The 22,717-nt window shown below is 70.9% G+C and carries 10 protein-coding genes; 4 read left to right on the top strand and 6 right to left on the bottom strand.

The window, feature by feature from the left end; genetic code table 11:
- Positions 1-392: 392 nt before the first annotated feature.
- Both BM060_RS28080 and BM060_RS28075 read right to left on the bottom strand, forming a co-directional pair.
- The gene (locus BM060_RS28080; RefSeq protein ID WP_074985197.1) at positions 393-1,976 is read right to left on the bottom strand and encodes a sensor domain-containing diguanylate cyclase; all 1,584 of its coding nucleotides are present in this window, start codon (positions 1,974-1,976) and stop codon (positions 393-395) included.
- 287 nt (positions 1,977-2,263) lie between these two features.
- Positions 2,264-2,815 (bottom strand): RNA polymerase factor sigma-70, encoded by a 552-nt coding sequence (locus BM060_RS28075; protein WP_074985195.1) that lies wholly within the window; start codon positions 2,813-2,815, stop codon positions 2,264-2,266.
- Between the two features lie 299 nt (positions 2,816-3,114).
- Here BM060_RS28075 and BM060_RS28070 point away from each other — a divergent pair, with 299 nt between their 5' ends.
- From BM060_RS28070 to BM060_RS28055, 4 genes are all read left to right on the top strand, one after another.
- Positions 3,115-16,086 (top strand): non-ribosomal peptide synthetase, encoded by a 12,972-nt coding sequence (locus BM060_RS28070; protein WP_074985193.1) that lies wholly within the window; start codon positions 3,115-3,117, stop codon positions 16,084-16,086.
- Positions 16,087-16,317: 231 nt separating this feature from the next.
- Entirely contained in the window at positions 16,318-17,736 is a 1,419-nt protein-coding gene (locus BM060_RS28065; protein ID WP_074985191.1) for an aspartate aminotransferase family protein, read from the top strand.
- A 328-nt stretch (positions 17,737-18,064) separates the two neighbouring features.
- Complete coding sequence (locus tag BM060_RS28060; RefSeq protein WP_074985188.1) at positions 18,065-18,283, top strand: MbtH family protein; 219 nt, start codon at positions 18,065-18,067, stop codon at positions 18,281-18,283.
- A complete protein-coding gene (locus tag BM060_RS28055) occupies positions 18,284-19,039 on the top strand; it encodes a thioesterase II family protein (RefSeq protein ID WP_074985185.1) in 756 nt (251 codons plus the stop codon).
- Positions 19,040-19,203: 164 nt separating this feature from the next.
- Here the strand turns inward: BM060_RS28055 and BM060_RS28050 are convergent, their stop codons facing one another.
- Genes BM060_RS28050 through BM060_RS28035 form a run of 4 tightly spaced genes read right to left on the bottom strand, consistent with a single transcriptional unit; the run spans position 19,204 to position 22,707 of the window.
- Positions 19,204-20,103, bottom strand: coding sequence for a metal ABC transporter solute-binding protein, Zn/Mn family (locus BM060_RS28050; protein ID WP_074985183.1), 900 nt, complete (start codon positions 20,101-20,103; stop codon positions 19,204-19,206).
- A gap of 14 nt (positions 20,104-20,117) precedes the next feature.
- Complete coding sequence (locus BM060_RS28045; RefSeq protein WP_074985181.1) at positions 20,118-21,023, bottom strand: metal ABC transporter permease; 906 nt, start codon at positions 21,021-21,023, stop codon at positions 20,118-20,120.
- On the bottom strand, positions 21,020-21,769 hold the full coding sequence (locus tag BM060_RS28040; protein WP_074985179.1) for a metal ABC transporter ATP-binding protein: 750 nt from the start codon (positions 21,767-21,769) through the stop codon (positions 21,020-21,022). The genes BM060_RS28045 and BM060_RS28040 overlap by 4 nt, the downstream gene beginning before the upstream one ends.
- Positions 21,766-22,707 (bottom strand): metal ABC transporter solute-binding protein, Zn/Mn family, encoded by a 942-nt coding sequence (locus tag BM060_RS28035; RefSeq protein ID WP_074985176.1) that lies wholly within the window; start codon positions 22,705-22,707, stop codon positions 21,766-21,768. Before BM060_RS28035 ends, BM060_RS28040 begins: the two co-directional genes overlap by 4 nt.
- Between the last annotated feature and the right edge of the window lie 10 nt (positions 22,708-22,717).

Raw genomic sequence — 22,717 nt, 5'->3', positions numbered from 1 at the left:
TGAAGGGGCGTTTCGGTGCGCTCGGCTATTTCTCTGGAAGTCCAAGAGCAAACGCGCTTTTGCTTTTGCTTTTCGTAGGAGCGAGCTTGCTCGCGAACCCCGCAGTCACTGGGTTCCCGCGTTCGCGGGAATGACGGGGATAGATAGGTGTTTCAGGATGACTCTGGATTCTCCCTTCGCTGAGGACAGCCCCCTCTCCCGCTTGCGGGAGAGGGCTGGGGAGAGGGCGCTCTTTGCAGAGCCCCAACCTCTGCCGCAACCCCGTCGGAAATCCGTAGGGCGCATAACGCCTACGGCGTTATCCGCCGAATCGCGGACAGAGTCCGCTCCTACGGTTCCAGGGAGGCACAGGCGTAGGAGCGGACTCCGTCCGCGATTGGACTCACCGCCCCTCAGGACGGATGTGGCTGCGCCACGCCAACCGGCCGCTCATCCGCCACCATGACGCGGTTGCGGCCGGCCTGCTTGGCCTGGTAGAGCAGGGCGTCGGCAGTCGCTAGCACCGCGCCGACGTCCGTCCGCCCCTCGCTGCTGAAGGCCACGCCCAGCGACAGTGTCACCCGGCCCACCTGCGGGAAGTCCGTGCGTTCCGTCGTCAGGCGGATGCGCTCGGCGACTTCCGCCGCCACGCCGAGCGAGGTGCCCGGCAGCAGCAGGATGAACTCCTCGCCGCCGGCACGGCACGGCAGGTCGGCGCTGCGCGAGTTGCACCGCAGCACCTCGGCAAAGGCCTGCAGCACCTGGTCGCCGGCGGCATGGCCGAAGGTGTCGTTGACCTGCTTGAAGTGGTCGATGTCCATGCTGATGACCGCGAAGGGCTCGCCGCGCGCCACCCAGCTCGCCAGGGTGGCCTCCAGCGCCCGGCGGTTCGCCAGGCCGGTCAGCGGGTCGCTCTGGGCCTGGCGGTTGAGCTGGCCGATGCGCTCCTGGGTCATCTGCCCGCCGATGATCAGCGCCCGGCGGATGCGCCAGGCCTCGAAGTACCAGGCGCGCACCCCCTCGATGCGCTCGGTGTTGTCCAACTGCGCCGCGTAGTCGGCCAGCCGTCGCAGGGGATGGCTGATACGCGCGGCTATCCACCACAGCAGCGGGAAGCCGAGCAGGATCATCGGCACGATCCCCGCCAGCACCTGCAGCATCAGCGCGCGCACGGCGCCGAGGGTGACGCTCAGTGGCTGCTGCGAGACCACGCCCCAGCCGCTGTCCGATACCGCCGCGTAGCCCGCGAGCATCTCCAGGCCCTCGTGATTGGTGACCTGCATGGCGCCGCTTTCGCCGCGCAGCGCGGCGTCCACCGCGGCGTTGACGCCGATCGTCTGGCCGATGCGTTCGCGTTCGGGGTGGTAGAGCAACTGGCGCTGTTCGTCCACCAGGTAGACGAAGGAGGTGTCCTCCTGGAAGTGCCGGCTGACGATGTGGTTCAGCGAATTGGCGCGGTTCAGGTAGATGGTCCCGCCGACCAGGCCGAGGTAGTCGCCGCGGGCGTTCCAGACCGGGTGGGAGACGAATACCACCCGTTCGCCGGACTGCGAATGGAAGGCCGGGCTGATCATCGCCTGGCGCATTTCCAGGGGACGCTTGGAGAGGATCTTGCGGCCATTGGCGCTGAGCCATTGGGGAATGGCGCTGAGGATCCGCCCGGTCGCGTCGACGATGACCACGGTGTTGAAGCTGCCGTCCTGGCGGACCAGGCGTTCCACCTCGGCGCCGCGGACCGCCGCATCGGCGAAGTCGCGCCCGAGGACGGCCGCGCTGTAGGCCAGGCGGTCCAGAGACGAGGCGAGGCTCTGGTTGATGCTCAGCGCAACCTTGGCCGCATAGGCCCGGTTGTGCTCCAGCGCACTGAGGACCAGCGTCTCCCGCTGGATCCGGTAGGTGGCGAACAGGTCGTTGGCCAGGGTCGCGATGGCCGCCAGGGAGGCGAACAGAAGGATCAAGGTGCGCAGGTTGAGCCTGGGCATGGGCCCCAAGGACATGGTGGATTCCGTCGATACTGTGGAGATCGCCTCGCCATCCACCCGGCCGGACATGCCTGGCGCGAGTGCGCGTTCGAGGGACTCGACGCCATGGCTGGATGCGGGTGGATTGCGGACGTTAGGGCGCCATTATGGACAAGGCCGGGCGCCGCGCCGGAGGTATTGGCGGAGATTCAGGGGCGGGGGCGGTAAAGCGGGAAGATTCCGTCGGGAGTATGGGACGCGCCAGGGACGGCGGCCCCTTGCCCCGGCGATGCACGGCATCCGGCACCGGGGCGCAAGGGGCTTCAGGCGCGGCGGGCGGGCTGTTCGTCCTTGGCCACGCTGGCGCAGCAATGCAGCAGGGCATCGCGGATCATGAAGTTGACCAGGGTCGGGGAAACCCCCAGCTCGCGGGCGATCTCCTTCTGCTGCACACCGTGCAGGCGGTACATCTCGAAGGCGTAGCGGGTGCGCTCGGGCAACTGGCTCAGGGCTTCGTCGATCTGCTCGAGGGTGTCGAAGTTGATGTGCAGGGTTTCCGGCGTGCCGCCGTAGGCCGCCTCGGCCTCCATCAGTTCCTGGGGTGCGCCGGTGTGGCGTTGCTCCAGCGCCTGCTTGCGGTAGTGGTCGATGGCCAGGTTGCGCACCACCTGGAACAGGTAGCTCATCTGCGCCTTCAGCGGAATGGAGGCGCCGGAGGCGTTCTGCAGGCGGAAGAAGGTGTCCTGCACCACGTCCTCGGCATGGGAACGGCAACCGAGGAAGCGCGAGGCGAACTTGACCAGGATGGAACGATTCTCGATGAAGGTCGCGACCAACGGGGAGGCATAACGGGAGGTGGGCAGTTCATCCAGCATGAGAATCACCTAGCGGCAGTGTGGGTGGGCAAATCGCTAGTCAGGTACGCATCCAGCGAGCCGAGCCGGAAAGTATTTGAAATGAGAATCATTGTCAACAATTGTAAATGAATGTTCTTGCTGGCCGGAAAGCCCCATGCAGACTGGCTTTGTGCCATCTGCGCGGGCTCGCTGGCCTAGCTGAGAACACTAATTATTTCGAATGATCGTCCGTACACCTCTGAGAGAACCGGCTGAAGGCCCAAGTGGGACTTTTCCGGTCGATGACCAGTCGCGGTGCACTCAGCAGGAAACACACAATGGACGCGTTCGAACATCCCATCTCCATGGCCCAGGCCCTGCGCGAGCGCGCCGGCGCCCAACCCGACCGGCTGGCCCTGCGCTTCCTGGCCGAAGACGGCGCCGGCGACGTGGTGCTCAGTTACGCCGAGCTGGACCGCCGCGCCCGCTGCATCGCCGCCGCCCTGCAGGCCCGGGCGGGGCAGGGCGAGCGCGCGGTGCTGCTGTTCCCCAGCGGCCCGGACTACGTTGCCGCCTTCTTCGGCTGCCTGTACGCCGGCATAGTCGCGGTGCCCGCCTACCCGCCGGAGTCGGCGCGCCGCCACCACCAGGAACGCCTGCTGTCGATCATCGACGACTGCGTGCCGCGCCTGGTGCTGACCCAGGCCGAACTGCGCGGGGCGCTGCTGGAAGGCTGCCCGGCGCTGTCCGGCGCCGCCGCGCCGCAGCTGCTGTGCGTCGACGAACTGGACCTGGCCGGCGCCGAGGCCTGGGTGGAGACTGAGGTCCGCCCCGAGCACATCGCCTTCCTGCAGTACACCTCCGGCTCCACCGCGCTGCCCAAGGGCGTGCAGGTCAGCCACGGCAACCTGGTGGCCAACGAGCGGCTGATCCGCGGCGGCTTCGGCATCGGCGCCGACGACGTGATCGTCAGCTGGCTGCCGCTGTACCACGACATGGGCCTGATCGGCGGCCTGCTGCAGCCGGTCTACAGCGGCGTGCCCTGCGTGCTGATGTCGCCGCGCTACTTCCTCGAACGCCCGTTGCGCTGGCTGGAAGCCATCAGCCAGCACGGCGGCACCGTCAGCGGCGGGCCGGACTTCGCCTATCGCCTGTGCACCGAGCGCGTCAGCGAATCGGCCCTGGCCGGCCTGGACCTGAGCCGCTGGCGCGTGGCCTTCTCCGGCTCCGAACCGATCCGCCAGGACAGCCTGGATAATTTCGCCGCCAAGTTCGCCGCCAGCCGCTTCGAGGCCTCCAGCTTCTTCGCCTGCTACGGCCTGGCCGAGGCCACCCTGTTCGTCAGCGGCGGCCAGCGCGGCCAGGGCATCGCCGCCCTGGGCGTGGACGAGGCGGCCCTGGCGCAGAACCGCATCGAAGCGGGCAGCGACAGCGTGCTCATGTGTTGCGGTCGCAGCCAGCCCGAGCATGCGGTAATGATCGTCGACGCCACCGATGGCGCCGTCCTGGGCGAGAACCAGGTGGGCGAGGTCTGGGCCGCCGGGCCGAGCATCGCCCACGGCTACTGGCACAACCCCGAGGCCACGGCCAAGGCCTTCGTCGAACGCGACGGCCGCACCTGGCTGCGCACCGGCGACCTGGGCTGCCTGCGCGACGGCGAGCTGTACGTCACCGGGCGCCTGAAGGACATGCTCATCATCCGCGGCCACAACCTCTACCCGCAGGACATCGAGCGCGCCGTGGAAACCGAAGTGGACGCGGTGCGCAAGGGCCGCGTGGCCGCCTTCGCCGTGCAGGTCGATGGCGAGGAGGGCATCGGCATCGCCGCCGAGGTCGGCCGCGCCCTGCAGAAGCGCATCCCGGCCGAGGCCCTGATCGACGCCATCCGCCAGGCGGTGGCCGAGGCCTGCCAGGAGGCGCCGAAGGTGGTGGCGCTGCTCAACCCCGGCGCGCTGCCGCGCACCTCCAGCGGCAAGCTGCAGCGCTCGGCCTGCCGCACGTGCCTGGCCGACGGCAGCCTGGAAGCCTACGCCGTCTACCCTGGCCAGGCACCCCGGGCCGAAGCTGCGCCGGAGCAAGGCGCCGATGCCTTGCAGGCGCGCATCGCCGAACTCTGGCGCGAGCACCTGGGCGTCGAGCGCGTAGGCGCGGACGACAACTTCTTCCTGCTCGGCGGCAACTCCATCGCCGCCGCCCAGGTCATGGCCGCGCTGCGCGAGGCCCTGGGCGTCAACCTGAACCTGCGCCTGCTGTTCGAGGCGCCGAGCCTGGCCGCCTTCAGCGCCGCCGTGGCCGATCGCCTGGCCAATGGCGCCGCGGCGGAAGCACCCATGGCCCAGCTGCCGCGCGGCGGCGACCTGCCGCAATCCGCGGCCCAGCGCCGCCTGTGGCTGAACTGGCAGATCGAACCCCGCGGCTGCGCCTACAACATCCCCGGCGGCCTGCTGCTGCGCGGCGAACTGGACGAAGACGCGGTCTACGACAGCTTCGCCCGCCTGGTGCAGCGCCATGAGTCGCTGCGCACGCGCTTCCTCGAACGCGATGGCCAGGCGCTGCAACGCATCGAGCCGCGCGGCGAGTTCCACTGGCAGGTGTTGGAGCTGGACACCAGCGAAGCCGAACAACGCCGCGAGGCCGAGGCCCGCGAGCCGTTCGACCTGGAGAAGGGCCCGCTGCTGCGGGTGAGCCTGGTGCGCCTGGACGACGACCTGCACCAGCTGTGGGTGACCCTGCACCACATCGTGGCCGACGGCTGGTCGCTGAACCTGCTGCTGGACGAATTCGCCCGCCTGTACGCCGAAGCGCAGGGCGGCCAGGCCGCCGAACTGGCGCCGCTGCCGGTCGGCTATGCCGAGTTCGCCAGCTGGCAGCGCCAGTGGCTGGAGGCGGGCGAGGGCGCCCGCCAACTGGCCTACTGGCGCGAACAGCTGGGCGAGGAAGCCCCGGTACTGGAACTGCCCACCGACCACCCGCGCGGCAACGCCGCCTCGCCGGCGGCGCGCCTGAGCCTGCGCCTGGACGACAAGCTCGGCCAGGCCCTGCGCGAAGCGGCCCAGGCCAACCAGGCCAGCGTCTTCATGTGGCTGCTGGCGGCCTTCCAGGCCCTGCTGCACCGCCACAGCGGGCAGGCCGACATCCGCGTCGGCGTGCCCAGCGCCAACCGCCAGCGCCAGGAAGTCCAGGGACTGGTGGGCTTCTTCATCAACACCCTGGTGCTGCGCGCCACGCCCGCCCCGCGGCAGGCCTTCGGCCAACTGCTGGCCCAGGTGCGCGAAGCCACCCTGGGCGCCCAGGAACACCAGGACCTGCCCTTCGACAGCCTGCTGGAAGCCCTGCCGGGCCACGGCGGCCAGCCGTTCCAGGTGCTGTTCAACCACCAGCAGCGCGACCTTTCCGCCCTGCGCCGGCTGCCCGGCCTGCTGGCCGAGGAACTGCCCTGGCACAGCCGCGAGGCCAAGTTCGACCTGCAATTGCAGACCGAGGAAGACACTCGCGGCCGCCTGCGCCTGAACTTCGACTACGCCGCCGAGCTGTTCGACGCCGCCAGCATCCAGCACCTGGCCGACCAGTACGTGGCGCTGCTGCGCCAGGTGGTGGCGCAGCCGCAGCTGTGCCTGGGCGACATCGCCCTGGCGACGGACGCGGAACTGGCGCGCCTGGAACAGTGGGGCAGCGCGCCCTGCGAGCCGGCGCGCAGCTGGCTGCCGGAGCAGCTGGAGCGTGCGCAGGCGGAATATGCCGAACGCGTGGCGCTGCAATGGGACGGCGGCGAACTCAGCCACGCCGAGCTGCACGCCCAGGCCAACCGCCTGGCCCACTACCTGCGCGACAAGGGCGTGGGTCCCGACGTGCCGGTGGCCATCTGCGCCGAACGCTCGCCGCAGCTGCTGGTGGGCCTGCTGGCCATCCTCAAGGCCGGCGGCGCCTACGTGCCGCTGGACGCGGACTACCCCGCCGAGCGCCTGGCCTACATGCTCGACGACTGCGGCGCCAGCCTGCTGCTGACCCAGTCCCACCTGTTGGAGCGCCTGCCGAGCCTGGAAGGCGTCGCCACCCTGTGCCTCGACGGCCTCAAGCTGGACGGCTGGCCGAGCAGCGCGCCGGGCCTGCACCTGCACGGCGCCAACCTGGCCTACGTCATCTACACCTCCGGCTCCACCGGCCAGCCCAAGGGCGTGGGCAACACCCACGCGGCCCTGGCCGAGCGCCTGCAATGGATGCAGGCCACCTACGCGCTGCAGGCCAACGACGTGCTGATGCAGAAGGCCCCGGTGAGCTTCGACGTCTCGGTGTGGGAATGCTTCTGGCCGCTGCTGGCGGGCTGCCGCCTGGTGCTGGCCGGCCCCGGCGAACACCGCGACCCGGCGCGCATCGCCCAGTTGGTGCGGCAGTTCGGCGTGACCACGCTGCACTTCGTGCCGCCGCTGCTGCAACTGTTCATCGACGAGCCGGGCGTGGAGGAATGCACCAGCCTGCGCCGCCTGTTCTCCGGCGGCGAGGCGCTGCCGGCGCAGCTGCGCGACCGCGTGCTGCAACGCCTGCCCGGCGTGGCCCTGCACAACCGCTACGGCCCGACGGAAACCGCGATCAACGTCACCCACTGGCACTGCTCGCTGGAGGACGGCGCGCGCTCGCCCATCGGCCGGCCGCTGGGCAACGTGGTCTGCCGCGTCCTCGACAGCGAACTCAACCCGCTGCCGCCGGGCGCCGCCGGTGAGCTGTGCATCGGCGGCGCCGGCCTGGCCCGCGGCTACCTGGGCCGCCCGGGGCTGAGCGCCGAACGCTTCGTCGCCGACCCGCTGGGCGCGCCCGGCGCGCGCCTGTACCGCACCGGCGACCGCGCGCGCTGGAGCGAGCAGGGCGTGCTGGAATACCTCGGCCGCCAGGACGGCCAGGTGAAGCTGCGCGGCTTCCGCATCGAGCTGGACGAAATCCGCGCGCGCCTACTGGCCCAGCCCGGCGTGGCCCAGGCCGTGGTGCTGATCCGCCAGGCCGGCAACCTCGGCAGCCAATTGCTGGGCTACTACACCGCGACCGCCGACGCGCCCGCCGAGACCGAGCACGGCCAGGCCCTGCGCACCGCGTTGCAGGCAGCATTGCCGGAATACATGGTCCCGGCGCAACTCATGCGCCTGGACAGCATGCCCCTGGGCCCCAGCGGCAAGCTGGACCTCAAGGCCCTGCCCGAACCGAGCGGGCAGCAGCGCGAGCACGTCGCCCCGCGCGACGAGCTGGAACAGCGCCTGGCCAGCATCTGGAGCGAAGTGCTGGGCCTGCCGCAAGTGGGCCTGGACGACGACTTCTTCGAACTGGGCGGCCACTCGCTGCTGGCCACCCAGATCGTCTCCCGGGCGCGCCAGGCTTTCGCCATCGAGCTGCCGCTGCGCGAGCTGTTCGACGCCAGCCGCCTGGGCGCCTTCGCCGAGCGGGTGCGCCAGCTGCGCGCCGCCGGCAGCCGCGACAGCCAGGGCGCGATCCGCCCGGTGGACCGCAGCCAGCGCGTGCCGCTGTCCTACTCGCAGCAGCGCATGTGGTTCCTCTGGCAACTGGAGCCGGACAGCCCGGCCTACAACGTCGGTGGCATGGCGCGGCTGCGCGGCGCGCTGGACCTGGACTGCTTCGAGCGCGCCCTGCAAGCCCTGGTGCAGCGCCACGAGACCCTGCGCACCCGCTTCCCCAGCGTCGACGGCGTGCCGCATCAGCAGGTGCAGGCGGACAGCGAGCTGCGCATGCAGCGCCTGGACTTCTCCCACCTCGACACCGAAGCCCGCCAGCAGGCCCTGCAGCAACTGGCCGACGACGAGGCGCACAAGCCCTTCGACCTCGAACAGGGCCCGCTGCTGCGGGTGTACATGGTCCGCCTGGCCGAGGACGAGCACTACCTGGTGGTGACACTGCACCACATCGTCACCGAAGGCTGGGCCATGGACATCTTCGCCCGCGAGCTGAGCGCGCTCTACGAGGCCTTCCTGGCCGGCCGCGAATCGCCCCTGGCGCCGTTGCCGGTGCAGTACCTGGACTACAGCGTGTGGCAGCGCGACTGGCTGGAGGCCGGCGAACGCCAGCGCCAGCTGGACTACTGGACCGCCCAGCTGGGCGACGAGCATCCGGTGCTGGAACTGCCCGGCGACCGCCCGCGGCCGCCAGTGCAGAGCCACCGCGGCGACCTCTACCGCTTCGACCTGGCGCCACAGCTGGCCGAGCGCGTGCGCCGCTTCAACGCCGGCAACGGCCTGACCCAGTTCATGACCATGACCGCCGCCCTGGCCGTGCTGCTGTACCGCTACAGCGGCCAGCAGGACCTGCGCATCGGCGCGCCGGTGGCCAACCGCATCCGCCCGGAGAGCGAAGGGCTGATCGGCGCCTTCCTCAACACCCAGGTGCTGCGCTGCCGCCTCGACGGGCAGATGAGCGTGGCCGGGCTGCTGGAGCAGGTGCGGCAGACGGTGATCGACGGCCAGTCGCACCAGGACCTGCCCTTCGACCACCTGGTGGAGGCCCTGCAGCCGCCGCGCAGCGCCGCCTACAACCCGCTGTTCCAGGTGATGTGCAACGTCCAGCGCTGGGAGTTCCAGCAGACCCGCCAGCTGGCCGGGATGACCGTGGAGTACTGCGTCAACGACGCCCGCGCCACCAAGTTCGACCTCAACCTGGAGGTCACCGACCTCGACCAGCGCCTGGGCTGCTGCCTGACCTACAGCCGCGACCTCTTCGACGAGCCGCGCATCGCCCGCATGGCGCGCCACTGGCAGAACCTGCTGGCGGCGATGATCGCCGATCCGCAACAGCGCCTGGGCGAGCTGCCGATGCTGGATGGCGGCGAGCAGGACGCGCTGCTGACCTGCAGCGGGCCGCAACTGAGCGACACCCTGCACGGCCTGTTCGCCGCCCAGGCCGCGGCCACGCCGCAGGCCCCGGCGCTGACCTTCGCCGGCCAGAGCCTGAGCTACGCCGAACTGGACGCCCGCGCCAACCGCCTGGCGCGCCTGCTGCGCGAACGCGGCGTGGGCCCGGAAGTACGCGTCGGCCTGGCCCTGGAGCGCTCGCTGGAAATGGTCGTCGGCCTGCTGGCGATCCTCAAGGCCGGCGGCGCCTACGTGCCGCTGGACCCGGAATACCCGCTGGAGCGCCTGCACTACATGATCGAGGACAGCGGCGTGCGCCTGCTGCTCGGCCAGCCGGCGCTGTTCGAGGCCCTGGGCGCGCTGCCCGAAGGCGTCGGCCGCTGCTGCCCGGCGGAGGAGGGCGAGGCCCTGGCGGCACTGGACGACGGCCCGCTGCCGGCCTTCGCCCAGCCGCAGCACCTGGCCTACCTGATCTACACCTCCGGCTCCACCGGCAAGCCCAAGGGCGTGGCGGTGTGCCACGGCGAGATCGCCATGCACTGCCGCGCGGTGATCGAGCGCTTCGGCATGCGCGCCGACGACTGCGAGCTGCACTTCTATTCCATCAACTTCGACGCCGCCAGCGAGCGCCTGCTGACGCCGCTGCTGTGCGGCGCCCACGTGGTGCTGCGGGCCCAGGGCCAGTGGGGCGCCGAGGACATCTGCCAGCTGATCGCCGAGCACCGGGTGAGCATCCTCGGCTTCACCCCCAGCTACGGCAGCCAGCTGGCCCAGTGGCTGCAGACCCAGGGCCGGCAGCTGCCGGTGCGCCTGTGCATCACCGGCGGCGAGGCGCTGACCGCCGAGCACCTGCAACGCATCCGCCAGGCCTTCGCGCCGCGCTACTTCTTCAACGCCTACGGCCCCACCGAGACGGTGGTCATGCCCCTGGCGGCCCTGGCCCCGGAACAGGTGGAAGCCGGCGCCGGCGTGCCCATCGGCAGCCTGGTGGGCGAGCGCAGCGCCTGCCTCCTCGACGCCGACCTGGCCCTGGTGCCCCAGGGCGCCGGCGGCGAGCTGTACGTCGGCGGTGCCGGCCTGGCCCGCGGCTACCACGAACGCCCGGCGCTGACCGCCGAACGCTTCGTGCCCGACCCCTTCGGCGCGCCCGGCGGGCGCCTGTACCGCACCGGCGACCGCGTGCGCCAGCGCGCCGACGGCCAGGTGGAATACCTCGGACGCATCGACCAGCAGGTGAAGATCCGCGGCTTCCGCATCGAGCTGGGCGAGATAGAGGCGCGCCTGCAGGAACACCCGCAGGTGCACGAGGCGGCCGTGCTGGCCATCGACGGGCCGAGCGGCAAGCAACTGGTGGGCTACGTGGGCTGCGCAGAGGCGGGCGCCGACGAGGCGGCCCAGGCCGAGCTGCGCGAGGCGCTCAAGGCGCACCTCAAGCAGCAGCTGCCGGACTACATGGTGCCGGCGCACCTGGTGCTGCTGGAGGGCCTGCCGCTGACCGCCAACGGCAAGCTCGACCGCCGCGCGCTGCCGGCGCCGGACGCCAGCCTCGGCCAGCGCGCCTACGAGGCCCCGCGCAGCGAGCTGGAACGCCAGCTGGCGGCGGTCTGGGGCGAGGTGCTGAACGTCGCCCAGGTCGGCCTGGACGACAACTTCTTCGAACTGGGCGGCGACTCCATCCTCTCCATCCAGGTGGTCAGCCGCGCCCGCCAGCAGGGCATCCAGTTCAGCCCGCGCGACCTGTTCCAGCACCAGAGCGTGCGCAGCCTGGCCGGCGTCGCCCGCAGCGCCGGCGCCAGCCTCGCCGAGCAGGGCGAAGTACAGGGCGAGAGTGCGCTGACGCCGATCCAGCAGTGGTTCTTCGAACTGCCCCTGGAGAACCGCGCGCACTGGAACCAGTCGCTGCTGCTGGAGCCGCGCCAGGCGCTGGACGCCGAGCTGCTGCGCCAGGCCCTGCTGGAGCTGATCAAGCACCACGACGCCCTGCGCCTGACATTCCGCCAGGAGGACGGCCGCTGGCACGCCGAACACCGGGCTGCGGACGATGGCGCCTGGCTGCTCTGGCAGGCGCAGGTGGCGAGCTTCGACGACTGCGCCGAAGTCTTCGAGCGCGCCCAGCGCAGCCTGGCCCTGGACGGCCCGCTGCTGCGCGCGGTGCTGGTGGACGGCCCCGGCGCCCAGCGCCTGCTGCTGGCGATCCACCACCTGGTGGTGGACGGCGTGTCCTGGCGCGTGCTGCTGGAAGACCTGCAGCAGGCCTACCGCCAACTCGCCGCCGGCGAAGCGCCGCAACTGCCGGCCAAGACCAGCGCCTTCCGCGACTGGACCGCGCGCCTGCAGGCCTACGCCGGCAGCGAGCCGCTGCGCGAGGAACTGCACTGGTGGCGCGGCCAGCTGGACGGCGCCCCCGGCGCCTGGTTCTGCGACAACCCGCAAGGCCGCAACGACGAGGCCCTGGCCCGCAGCCTGAGCCTGCGCCTGGACCGCGAGCACACCCGCCAACTGCTGCAGCAGGCCCCGGCGGCCTACCGCACCCAGGTCAACGACCTGCTGCTGACCGCCCTGGCCCGCGTGCTCTGCCGCGTCAGCGGCGAGGCCTCGATGCTGGTGCAACTGGAAGGCCACGGCCGCGAGGCGCTGTTCGACGACATCGACCTCAGCCGCACGGTCGGCTGGTTCACCAGCGCCTTCCCGTTGCGCCTGGCGCCTGCCGGCGAGCCGGGTAAGGAAGGGCTGGCGGCGTCGATCAAGGCGATCAAGGAACAGCTGCGCGCCGTGCCGCACAAGGGCCTGGGCCACGGCGTGCTGCGCCACCTGGGCGACGAGGCCGGGCGCCGCGCCCTGGCCGCGCTGCCGCAGCCGCGCATCACCTTCAACTACCTGGGCCAGTTCGACCAGAGCTTCACCGAGGACGCCCTGTTCCACCCGCTGGACGAGCCCACCGGGGCCATCCACGACGCCGCCGCGCCGCTGCCCAACGAGCTGAGCGTGGACGGCCAGGTCTATGGCGGCGAACTGGTGCTGCGCTGGACCTACAGCGCCGAGCGCTACGAAGAGCAGACCATCGCCGAGCTGGCCAACGCCTACCGCGACGAACTGCAGGCGCTGATCGCCCACTGCCTGGACGACGACGCCGGCGGCCTGACGCCTTCCGACTTCCCCCTGGCGCGCCTGAGCCAGGCGCAGCTGGACGCCCTGGCGGTGCCGGCGGCGCAGATCGACGACGTCTACCCGCTGACGCCCATGCAGGAGGGCCTGCTGCTGCACACCCTGCTGGAGCCGGGCACCGGCATCTACTACATGCAGGACCGCTACCGCATCGACAGCGAGCTGGACCGCGAACGCTTCGCCGCCTCCTGGCAGGCCGTGGTGGCGCGCCACGAGGCGCTGCGCGCGTCCTTCTCGTGGAACGCCGGCGAGGCCATGCTGCAGGTGATCCACAAGCCCGGCCGGCTGCGCATCGAGTTCCTCGACTGGAGCGAACTGCCCGCCGACGGCCACGAGGAACGCCTGCAGGCCCTGCACAAACAGGAACGCGAGGCCGGCTTCGACCTGCTCGAGGAGCCGCCCTTCCACCTGCGCCTGATCCGCCTGGGCGCGGCGCGCTACTGGTTCATGATGAGCAACCACCACATCCTCATCGACGCCTGGTGCCGCGGCCTGCTGATGAGCGATTTCTTCGAGATCTACAGCGCCCTGGGCGAGGGCCGCGCGCCGCAGCTGCCGGCCGCGCCGCGCTACCGCGACTACATCGCCTGGCTGCAGCGCCAGGACCTGGAGCACTCGCGCCGCTGGTGGCAGCAGAACCTGAACGGCTTCGAGCGCGCCACCTACATCCCCAGCGACCGGCCGATCCTCCACGAGCGCGCCGGGGAAAGTGGCGGGATGATCGTCGGCGACCGCTACACCCGCCTGGACGCCGCCGACGGCGCGCGCCTGCGCGAACTGGCGCAGCGCTACCAGCTCACCGTCAACACCTTCGCCCAGGCGGCCTGGGCCCTGGTGCTGCGGCGCTACAGCGGCGAGCGCGACCTGCTGTTCGGCGTCACCGTGGCCGGGCGCCCGGTGGGCCTGCCGCAGATGCAGCGCACCGTGGGGCTGTTCATCAACAGCATCCCGCTGCGCGTGCAGCTGCCGGCGCCGGGCGCGCGGCAGACGGTGCGCGACTGGCTGACCGGGCTGTTCGAACGCAACCTGGAACTGCGCGAGCACGAGCACCTGCCGCTGGTGAGCATCCAGGAAGCCAGCGAGCTGCCCAAGGGCCAGCCGCTGTTCGACAGCCTCTTCGTGTTCGAGAACGCCCCGGTGGAAGTGGCGGTGCTGGACCGCGCGCAGAGCCTGAAGGCCAGCTCCGATTCCGGGCGCACCCACACCAACTTCCCGCTCACCGTGGTCTGCTACCCCGGCGACGACCTGGGCCTGCACCTGTCCTACGACCAGCGCTACTTCGAGGCACCGACCATCGAGCGCCTGCTCGGCGAATTCAAGCGCCTGCTGCTGGCCCTGGCCGACGGCTTCCATGGCGAGGTGGCCGAACTGCCGCTGCTGGGGGCCGAGGAACGGCGCTTCCTGCTGGAGGACTGCAACCGTAGCGAGCACGCCTACCCGCTGGAGCAGGGCTACGTGCGCCTGTTCGAAGCGCGGGTGGCCGCGCACCCGCAGCGCATCGCCGCCAGTTGCCTGGACCAGCAGTGGAGCTACGCCGAGCTGAACCGCCGCGCCAACCGCCTGGGCCACGCGCTGCTGGCCGCCGGCGTCGGCTTCGACCAGCCGGTGGCCCTGCTGGGCGAGCGCGGCCTGGACCTGCTGGGCATGATCGTCGGCAGCTTCAAGGCCGGCGCCGGCTACCTGCCGCTGGACCCGGCGCACCCGACGCAGCGCCTGACGCGCATCCTCGAACTCAGCCGCACGCCGGTGCTGGTGTGCAGCGCCGCCTGCCACGAACAGGCCCTGGCGCTGCTCGCCGAGCTGGGCTGCGGCAGCCGCCCGCGCCTGCTGGTGTGGGACGAGGTGCAGCACGGCGCGGCCGCCGAGCACGACCCGCAGCGCTACAGCGGGCCGCGCAACCTGGCCTACGTGATCTACACCTCCGGCTCCACCGGCCTGCCCAAGGGCGTGATGGTGGAACAGGCCGGCATGCTCAACAACCAACTGAGCAAGGTGCCGTATCTGGCGCTCGGCGAGGCCGACGTGATCGCCCAGACCGCCTCGCAGAGCTTCGACATCTCGGTCTGGCAGTTCCTCGCCGCGCCGCTGTTCGGCGGCCGCGTGGCCATAGTGCCGAACGCCATCGCCCAGGACCCGCAGGCCCTGCTGGAACACGTGGTGGAGCAGGGCGTGAGCGTGCTGGAAAGCGTGCCCTCGCTGATCCAGGGCATGCTCGCCGAGGAGCACAAGGCGCTGCCCGGCCTGCGCTGGATGCTGCCCACCGGCGAGGCCATGCCGCCGGAACTGGCGCGGCACTGGCTGCAGCGCTACCCGCAGGTGGGCCTGGTCAACGCCTACGGCCCGGCGGAATGCTCGGACGACGTGGCCTTCTTCCGCGTCGACGCGGCCTCCACCGAGGCCACCTACCTGCCCATCGGCAGCCCCACCGACAACAACCAGCTGTACCTGCTGGATGCCGAAGGCGACTTCGAGCTGGTGCCGCTGGGCGCGGTGGGCGAGCTGTGCGTGGCCGGCACCGGCGTCGGCCGCGGCTACGTCGGCGACCCGCTGCGCACGGCCCAGGCCTTCGTCCCGCATCCCTTCGGGGCGCCGGGCGAGCGCCTGTACCGCACCGGCGACCTGGCGCGGCGCCGCGCCGACGGCGTGCTGGAGTACGTCGGGCGCGTCGACCACCAGGTGAAGATCCGCGGCTTCCGCATCGAGCTGGGCGAGATCGAGGCGCGCCTGCACGAGCTGCCGGAGGTGCGCGAGGCCGCCGTGGCGGTGCAGGAAAGCGCCGCCGGCAAGTACCTGGTCGGCTACCTGGTGCCCGCCGCGACGGTGGCCGAGGAGGGCGCCTGGCTCGAACAGGTGCGCCAGTACCTGCGCGCCGACCTGCCGGACTACATGGTGCCGCTGCACTGGCAGGTGCTGGCGCGCATGCCGCTCAACGCCAACGGCAAGCTCGACCGCAAGGCCCTGCCGGCGCTGGACATCGGCCAGGCCCTGGCGCACGCCTACCAGGCGCCGCGCACCGAGCTGGAGGCCACCCTGGCGCAGATCTGGGCCGAGGTGCTCAAGGTCGAGCGCGTCGGCGTGCTGGACAACTTCTTCGAACTGGGCGGGCACTCGCTGCTGGCCACGCAGATCGCCTCGCGGGTGCAGAAGGCCCTGCAACGCAACGTGCCGCTGCGGGCCATGTTCGAGTGCAGCACGGTGGAAGAACTGGCCAGCTACATCGAGGCCCAGGCCGCCAGCGCCATCGACGAGCGCAAGGCGGCGCGCCTGGACGACCTGATGTCGCAGCTGGAAATGCTCTAGCCCGGCACTTCCCGCGGGGCAGCCGAGGCCCCGCGGGGGTATCGCGAAACACCTGCAGCCCACGCGCGGTTCGCCGCGCGCAGGCCGCCCCGCGCCCGCGGAAAGGGCGCCGGGGCAGGGCGCGGCCGGCAGTAAATCCCGAGCGCCGCGCTGCGTTATCCACTACAGCCGCTCCGCCATCGCGGGGCACCCGTCAACCGTGGCACACCACCACGTCTCGAGGTTGAAGACATGCAAGTCGCTACCAGCGTCATCGATGACCAGCCTGCCCATGCCGAACCGGCCGCGGGCGAAACCCTCTACGAATTCAGCGAGTCGCCGTTGCTGGCGCGCCAGCGCCACCAGGAATCCAACGCGCGCAGCTACCCGCGGCGCATCCCCCTGGCGCTGAAGAAGGCCCGCGGGCTGTACGTCGAGGACGTCGAGGGCCGCCGCTTCATCGACTGCCTGGCCGGCGCCGGCACCCTGGCCCTGGGCCACAACCACCCGGTGGTGATCGAGGCGATCCAGCAGGTGCTGGCCGACGAACTGCCGCTGCACACCCTGGACCTGACCACCCCGGTGAAGGACGCCTTCGTCCAGGACCTGTTCGGCCTGCTGCCGGCACAGCTGGCGCGCGAGGCGAAGATCCAGTTCTGCGGGCCCACCGGCGCCGACGCCGCGGAAGCTGCGCTCAAGCTGGTGCGCACCGCCACCGGGCGCAGCACCGTGTTGTCGTTCCAGGGCGGCTACCACGGCATGACCCAGGGCGCCCTGGGGCTGATGGGCAACCTCGGGCCGAAGAAGGCCCTGGGCGCGGTGCTGGGCAACGGCGTGCAGTTCCTGCCGTACCCCTACGACTACCGCTGCCCCTTCGGCCTCGGCGGCGAGGCCGGGGTGCGCGCCAACCTGCACTACCTGGAGAGCGTGCTGAGCGACCCGGAAAGCGGCGTGCCGCTGCCGGCGGCGGTGGTGGTGGAAGTGGTGCAGGGCGAGGGCGGCGTGGTGCCCGCCGACCTGCAGTGGCTGCGCGGCCTGCGGCGGATCACCGAGAAGGCCGGGGTGGCGCTGGTGATCGACGAGATCCAGACTGGCTTCGGCCGCACCGGGTGCATGTTCGCCTTCGAGCACGCCGGCATCGTCCCCGACGTGGTGCTGCTGTCCAAGGCCATCGGCGGCAGCCTGCCGCTGGCGGTGGTGGTCTACCGCGACTGGCTGGACACCTGGCAGCCCGGCGCCCACGCCGGCACCTTCCGCGGTAACCAGATGGCCATGGCCGCCGGCTCCGCGGTGATGCGCTACCTGAAGGAACACGACGTGCCCGGCCATGCCGCGGCCATGGGCGAGCGCCTGGCCGAGCACCTGCGCATCCTCCAGCGCAGCTACCCGCAGCTGGGCGACATCCGCGGCCGCGGGCTGATGCTCGGGGTGGAAGTGGTCGACGCCGAAGGTGCCGCCGACAGCCTCGGCCACCCGCCGGCCAACCCCGCGCTGGCCTCGCGCATCCAGCGCGAATGCCTGCGCCGCGGGCTGATCCTCGAACTGGGCGGCCGCCACGGCGCGGTGGTGCGCTTCCTGCCGCCGCTGATCATCAGCGCCGAGCAGATCGACGAAGTGGCCCGCCGCTTCGCCCGCGCGCTGGCCGCGGCGGTGCCTGCCGGCAAATTGTAGGAGCGGGCCCTGCCCGCGAAATCGCGCGCAGGGCGCGCTCCTACAGGTAGAGCTGGAGGTGGGCATGCTGTAGGAGCGGATCTCATCCGCGAACCGCGCCGGAACCTCCGGCTTTCGCGGACAAGGTCCGCTCCTACGGTTCCAGGATGCACGGCTTTTCGTAGGAGCGAGCTTGCTCGCGAACAGACTCCGCTGCGGGGCTCATTCGCGAGCAAGCTCGCTCCTACGAAGACGAAGAGCTTCACCACCTAATTTTCCCCCAACCCACTTCGTTAACCCATAGCGGCCACCCCCGGGGCGGCCGGCCCATCCAGTTGAGGAAAGCGCAATGACTTCTGTATTCGACCGCGAAGACATCCCATTCGAAGTGGTGGTCAACCACGAGGAGCAATACTCCATCTGGCCGCAGTACAAGGAAATCCCCGCCGGCTGGCGCGCCGTGGGCAAGAGCGGGCTGAAGAAGGACTGCCTGGCCTACATCGAGCAGGTCTGGACCGACATGCGCCCGCTGAGCCTGCGCCAGCACATGGACAAGGCGGCCAACTGAATGGCCGTGAGGTTGTTCTGCCTGCCTTATTCGGGGGCCAGTGCCATGACCTACAGCCGCTGGCGGCGCAAACTGCCAGCCTGGCTGGCGTTGCGCCCAGTGGAGTTGCCCGGGCGCGGCATGCGTATGGCCGAGCCGCTGCAGATCGACCTCGGCCGCCTGGCCCGGCAACTGGCACGTGAGCTTCACGCGGAGGTGCGTCAGGAACCCTACGCGCTGTTCGGCCACAGCCTGGGCGCGCTACTGGCCTGCGAGATCGCCTATGCCCTGCGCGAGTTGGGTTGTCCGACACCGCTGGGGTTGTTCGCTTCGGGCACCGCGGCGCCGTCGCGGCGCGCGGAGTACGACCGCGGTTTCGCCGAGCCGAAGAGTGACGCCGAGCTGATCGCCGAGTTGCGTGACCTGCAGGGCACCCCGGAAGAGGTGCTGGCCAACCAGGAACTGATGAGCCTGACGCTACCGATCCTGCGTGCTGACTTCCTGCTCTGCGGCAGCTACCGCTACCAGCGCCGTGCGCCTCTGGCCTGCCCGCTGCGGGCGCTCGCCGGACGTGCCGACAAGGCCAGCCAGGAGCAGTTGCTGGCCTGGGGCGAGGAAACCCGCGCGGGCTTCGAGCTGCAGTGGTTCGACGGTGGGCACTTCTTCCTCCACGAGCGTGAGACCGAAGTACTTGCTCACCTGGAGACCCAGTTGCACGAACTGCGCGCCGGCAACGGCGGCGTGCTGCTGCAGGCCAGCGCCGCGGCGATCGGCTGAAACCCGCGCCGGCCCTTGACGACGCCGTTGCTCCGGAGAAGGAGCAACGGCGTTTTTCCTTGTGTCACGCCCTTCGCAGGAACCAGGAGCATGCCCGGTTCCTGCTCATGGACAGAATGCGCTACGGGCTGGCTCGCGAACAGACGGGCCGCCGTGGGCGTGGCTCAGCCGTTGGCCGCTGCCAGCGCCTCGACGATCCGCCCGAGGTCTTCCGCCACCGCCTGCACCGGGTCGGCCGCGTCGCTGTCGATCACCAGCAGCCGCGCGCCGCTGGCGCCGATGGCCTCGACCAGGGGCTTGGGTGGTTCGCGGTGGTGTACCACCAAGGCGACGTCCTGGGCCTTGAGTTCCTCGACGAAGGCCTGGATGCGCGCCTCGTCCCAGGCGTCGTCGGCCGGCAGCGGCAGTTCCAGCGGGTCGAGGTTGAGGCCGTCGAGCAGGTAGCCCAGGCGTTCGGAGAGGCTGACCACAGTGAGGTTCGGCAGCTGCGCCAGCCGTGCTTCCTGGCGCGCGCTGGCGTCCAGCAGTTGGCGTTTGAGCGCAGCCAGGTTGGCCTGGATGCGCGGCCGCACGGCCGGCGCCAGGCGCTCCAGGTCGGCGCCGAGCACGTCGGCCATGCGCCCGAGGTTGGTCGGGTTGAGCCAGGGGTAAGCGTGGATGTCGCTGCCCGGGCGCAGGGCGACGCCCGGCAGGGCGCCGTCCAGCGGGCGCGCGGCATCGATCTCGACAATGCGGATGTTGCTGCGCCGGGCCAGCGGGTAGAGCGGGTCCTCTGTCCATAGCGAGCGCAGGTCGATCACCGCGTCGGCCTGTCCGGCCGCCCTGGCCAGCGCCGCCGCGCCACGGCCACCGAAATAGGCGGCCTGGCGGCTGGCGGGGAGGTTCTCCGGGGCGATGAGCTGCAGGCGTACCTCGGTGCCGGCCAGCAGGCGCTCGGCCAGCGAGTAGGTCACCGGCAGGCTGGCCAGCACACTGGGCGGTGCCGCCTCGGCAGCCAGGGCGGCCGGCAGCGGGGCACCGGCGAGTGCCAGGAGGAGGACGAGGGCATGCGGTCTGAACGTCATGGGGTGGGTTCCTTTCATCCGAGGTTGCCCTTGAGCTGCGGCAGGCAGCCACGGGCGACGGCGGCGAGAGTGAAGGCCAGGCCGGCGACCAGGATGATCGCCGCGCCCGAGGGGATCGGCAGGTCGAGGGCGATGGGCAGCAGGATGCCGCTCAGGGTACTGAGGCTGGCGATCAGCACCGACAGCCAGAAGAAGCCGCGCAGCGACTGGCTGACCAGGCGCGCCGCGGCTGCCGGGATCACCAGCAGGGCGCCCACCAGGATCGCCCCGATGACCTTCACCGCGGCCACGGTGACCAGCGTCACCAGGGCCACGAACAGGTAGTCCAGGCGTTTCACCGCCACCCCGCGTACCGCCGCCAACTGCGGGTTGAAGCTGGCCAGCATGATGCGGTTGTACAGCGGCAGGGCCAGGCTTGGCACCAGCACGGCGACCACCGCGAGCACCGCGAGGTCGTGGGCGTTGACCGTCAGCACCGAGCCGAACAGTACGTTCTCCAGGATATGCACGTTGATCTTCCCGGCCAGCACCAGCAGCAGGCTGGCGCCCAGTGCCAGGGACACCGAGAGGAACACCCCGATCAGGGTGTCCGGGGCCAGCCCGGTGCGATTGCGCAGGTAGTTGAGCAGCACGCCGAATAACAGGCAGTAGCCGAACAGGCTGCCGTAGGGGCCGGTGTAGGGCTCGCCGAGGAGGATGCCGATGGCCACCCCGGTGAGCGCGGCGTGGCCCACCGCTTCGGAGAAGAAGGCGAAGCGCTTGACCACCACCAGGGTGCCCAGGCCGCCAAGCACCGGGCCGATCAGCGCGCCGGCGAGCAGGGCATTGATGACGAAACCGTAGGCCAGGACCTGCGGCAAGTGGCCGGCCGCCGCCCAGGCCTGGATGGCTTGGCGCAAGGCCTCATAGGTGTCGTTCATCGGCTTGCCTCCGGCTTGCGCGGCAGGGTGGAGAACAGCGTGAGCAGGCGTTCCGGGGTCAGGCTGGTGGCCGCCGGGCCGTCGAACAGCAGTTGACGGTTGAGCCCGCTGACGCGGTCGGCCAGGAGTGCCACGGCCTGCAGGTCGTGTTCGATCCACAGCACCGTCACCCCGGTGCGGCGCCAGTCCTGCAGCAGGCGTTCGAAGACCTGGATGCCGCCTTCGTCGAGCGCCGACATCGGTTCGTCCAGCACCAGCAGTTGCGGCGGTGGAACCAGGCCCTGGGCCAGCAGCACGCGCTGGCGCTCGCCGCCGGACAGGGCGCCCATGCGCCGGCCGCGCTTGGCCAGCATGCCGACCCGCTCCAGCGCCGCGTCGATCGCCGGGCGCCGGTTGCGCGACAGGCCGAGGAATGCCGGGCGGCGCTGGCACAGCGCGGCCATGAAGTCGTCCACGGTCAGCGGCAGGCCACGCTCGAACTCCAGCGCCTGCGGCACGTAGCCGACGCAGCCGGGGACGCCGGGCCATTCCAGGCTCAGCTCGCCGCGGTGCGGCATCTGCCCCAGCAGGCTCTTGACGAGCGAGCTCTTGCCACCGCCGTTGGGGCCGACCAGGGCGTGCACGCTGCCGGCCGCCACCTCCAGGCGTACCTCGTCGAGGATGCGGCTGCCGCCCAGCTCCAGGCTGACCCCGGCGAACAGCACCCGTGGCCCGGGCGGCGGGCCCAGTGCCTCGACGGCGGTCATGCGCCGGACTCCTGGATGGCGCGGACCACGGTGTCGAGGTTGCGCGCCATTTCCTGCTCGTACTTGTCGGCGCTGTATTCACCGTAGGAGATGTGCGACAGCGAGTAGAGCTTCACCCCGGACTCGCGCTGGATGGTGTCGACGTAGGTGGAGGGGAAGTCGATCTCCGAGAAGATCACCTTCACGTCCAGTTCTCTGAGCTGGTCGATGGTCTTCTTCAACTGGCTCGGGCTGGGCTCGATGCCGTGGGCTGGCTCCACCACCGCGGTGACCTCCAGGCCGAACTCGCGCAGCTGGTAGTCGTAGGCGCCGTGGATGGTGGCCACGCGGAAGTCCGCCGCCGGCGCCTGGCTCAGCCGGCCCAGGGCCGCGGCACGCAGGGCGCGCAGGCGCTGGCCGTAGGCGCGGGCATTGCGCGTGTAGGTGGTGGCGTTGGCCGGGTCGAGCTTGCCCAGTTCGCGGGCGATGGTGTTGACCTGGGTGATGGAGGCGCTGATGGACAGGAAGGTGTGCGGGTTGACCACCTTGCCGGCGCCGCGAGCGGCGGTGCCGGTAGCGGCCAGCAGTGGCACCCGGGCGTTGGCCTCGATGAGCGGGATGGCGGGCTTCTCGCTGGCCTGGATCATGCGCTCGGCGAAATCGTCGTGGCCCACGCCGTTGAGCACCACCACGTCCAGCGTACCGATGCGCTTGATGTCCTCGGCGCGCGGCTCGTAGGCGTGCGGATTGAAGCCGGCCGGGATCAGTGGCACCACCTCGGCCTTGTCGCCGACGATGTTGCTCACGTAGCTGTAGTAGGGATGCAGGGTGATACCGATGCGCAGGCGCTTGGCCGGCTCGGCATGGCCGACCGGCAGCGCCAGGAGCAGCGCCGCGGCCAGCAGCGCGCGGGCGGGGAGGGCGGCGGCCAGGCCGCGCAGAACACGGGAGAAGCGCATGGAAGGGAAC

The organism is Pseudomonas citronellolis (genome assembly GCF_900112375.1).
In the GTDB taxonomy this organism is placed as follows: Bacteria; Pseudomonadota; Gammaproteobacteria; order Pseudomonadales; family Pseudomonadaceae; genus Pseudomonas; species Pseudomonas citronellolis.
Note: the sequence above shows the minus strand (reverse complement) of the source record. Positions and strands in the feature narration are given on the sequence as shown.

What these genes read in the sequence shown, in the direction of transcription:
- BM060_RS28080 (WP_074985197.1), bottom strand. Translation starts at nt 1,976, where the DNA reads ATGTCCTTGGGGCCCATGCCCAGGCTCAACCTGCGCACCTTGATCCTT.
- BM060_RS28075 (WP_074985195.1), bottom strand. Translation starts at nt 2,815, where the DNA reads ATGCTGGATGAACTGCCCACCTCCCGTTATGCCTCCCCGTTGGTCGCG.
- BM060_RS28070 (WP_074985193.1), top strand. Translation starts at nt 3,115, where the DNA reads ATGGACGCGTTCGAACATCCCATCTCCATGGCCCAGGCCCTGCGCGAG.
- BM060_RS28065 (WP_074985191.1), top strand. Translation starts at nt 16,318, where the DNA reads ATGCAAGTCGCTACCAGCGTCATCGATGACCAGCCTGCCCATGCCGAA.
- BM060_RS28060 (WP_074985188.1), top strand. Translation starts at nt 18,065, where the DNA reads ATGACTTCTGTATTCGACCGCGAAGACATCCCATTCGAAGTGGTGGTC.
- BM060_RS28055 (WP_074985185.1), top strand. Translation starts at nt 18,284, where the DNA reads ATGGCCGTGAGGTTGTTCTGCCTGCCTTATTCGGGGGCCAGTGCCATG.
- BM060_RS28050 (WP_074985183.1), bottom strand. Translation starts at nt 20,103, where the DNA reads ATGACGTTCAGACCGCATGCCCTCGTCCTCCTCCTGGCACTCGCCGGT.
- BM060_RS28045 (WP_074985181.1), bottom strand. Translation starts at nt 21,023, where the DNA reads ATGAACGACACCTATGAGGCCTTGCGCCAAGCCATCCAGGCCTGGGCG.
- BM060_RS28040 (WP_074985179.1), bottom strand. Translation starts at nt 21,769, where the DNA reads ATGACCGCCGTCGAGGCACTGGGCCCGCCGCCCGGGCCACGGGTGCTG.
- BM060_RS28035 (WP_074985176.1), bottom strand. Translation starts at nt 22,707, where the DNA reads ATGCGCTTCTCCCGTGTTCTGCGCGGCCTGGCCGCCGCCCTCCCCGCC.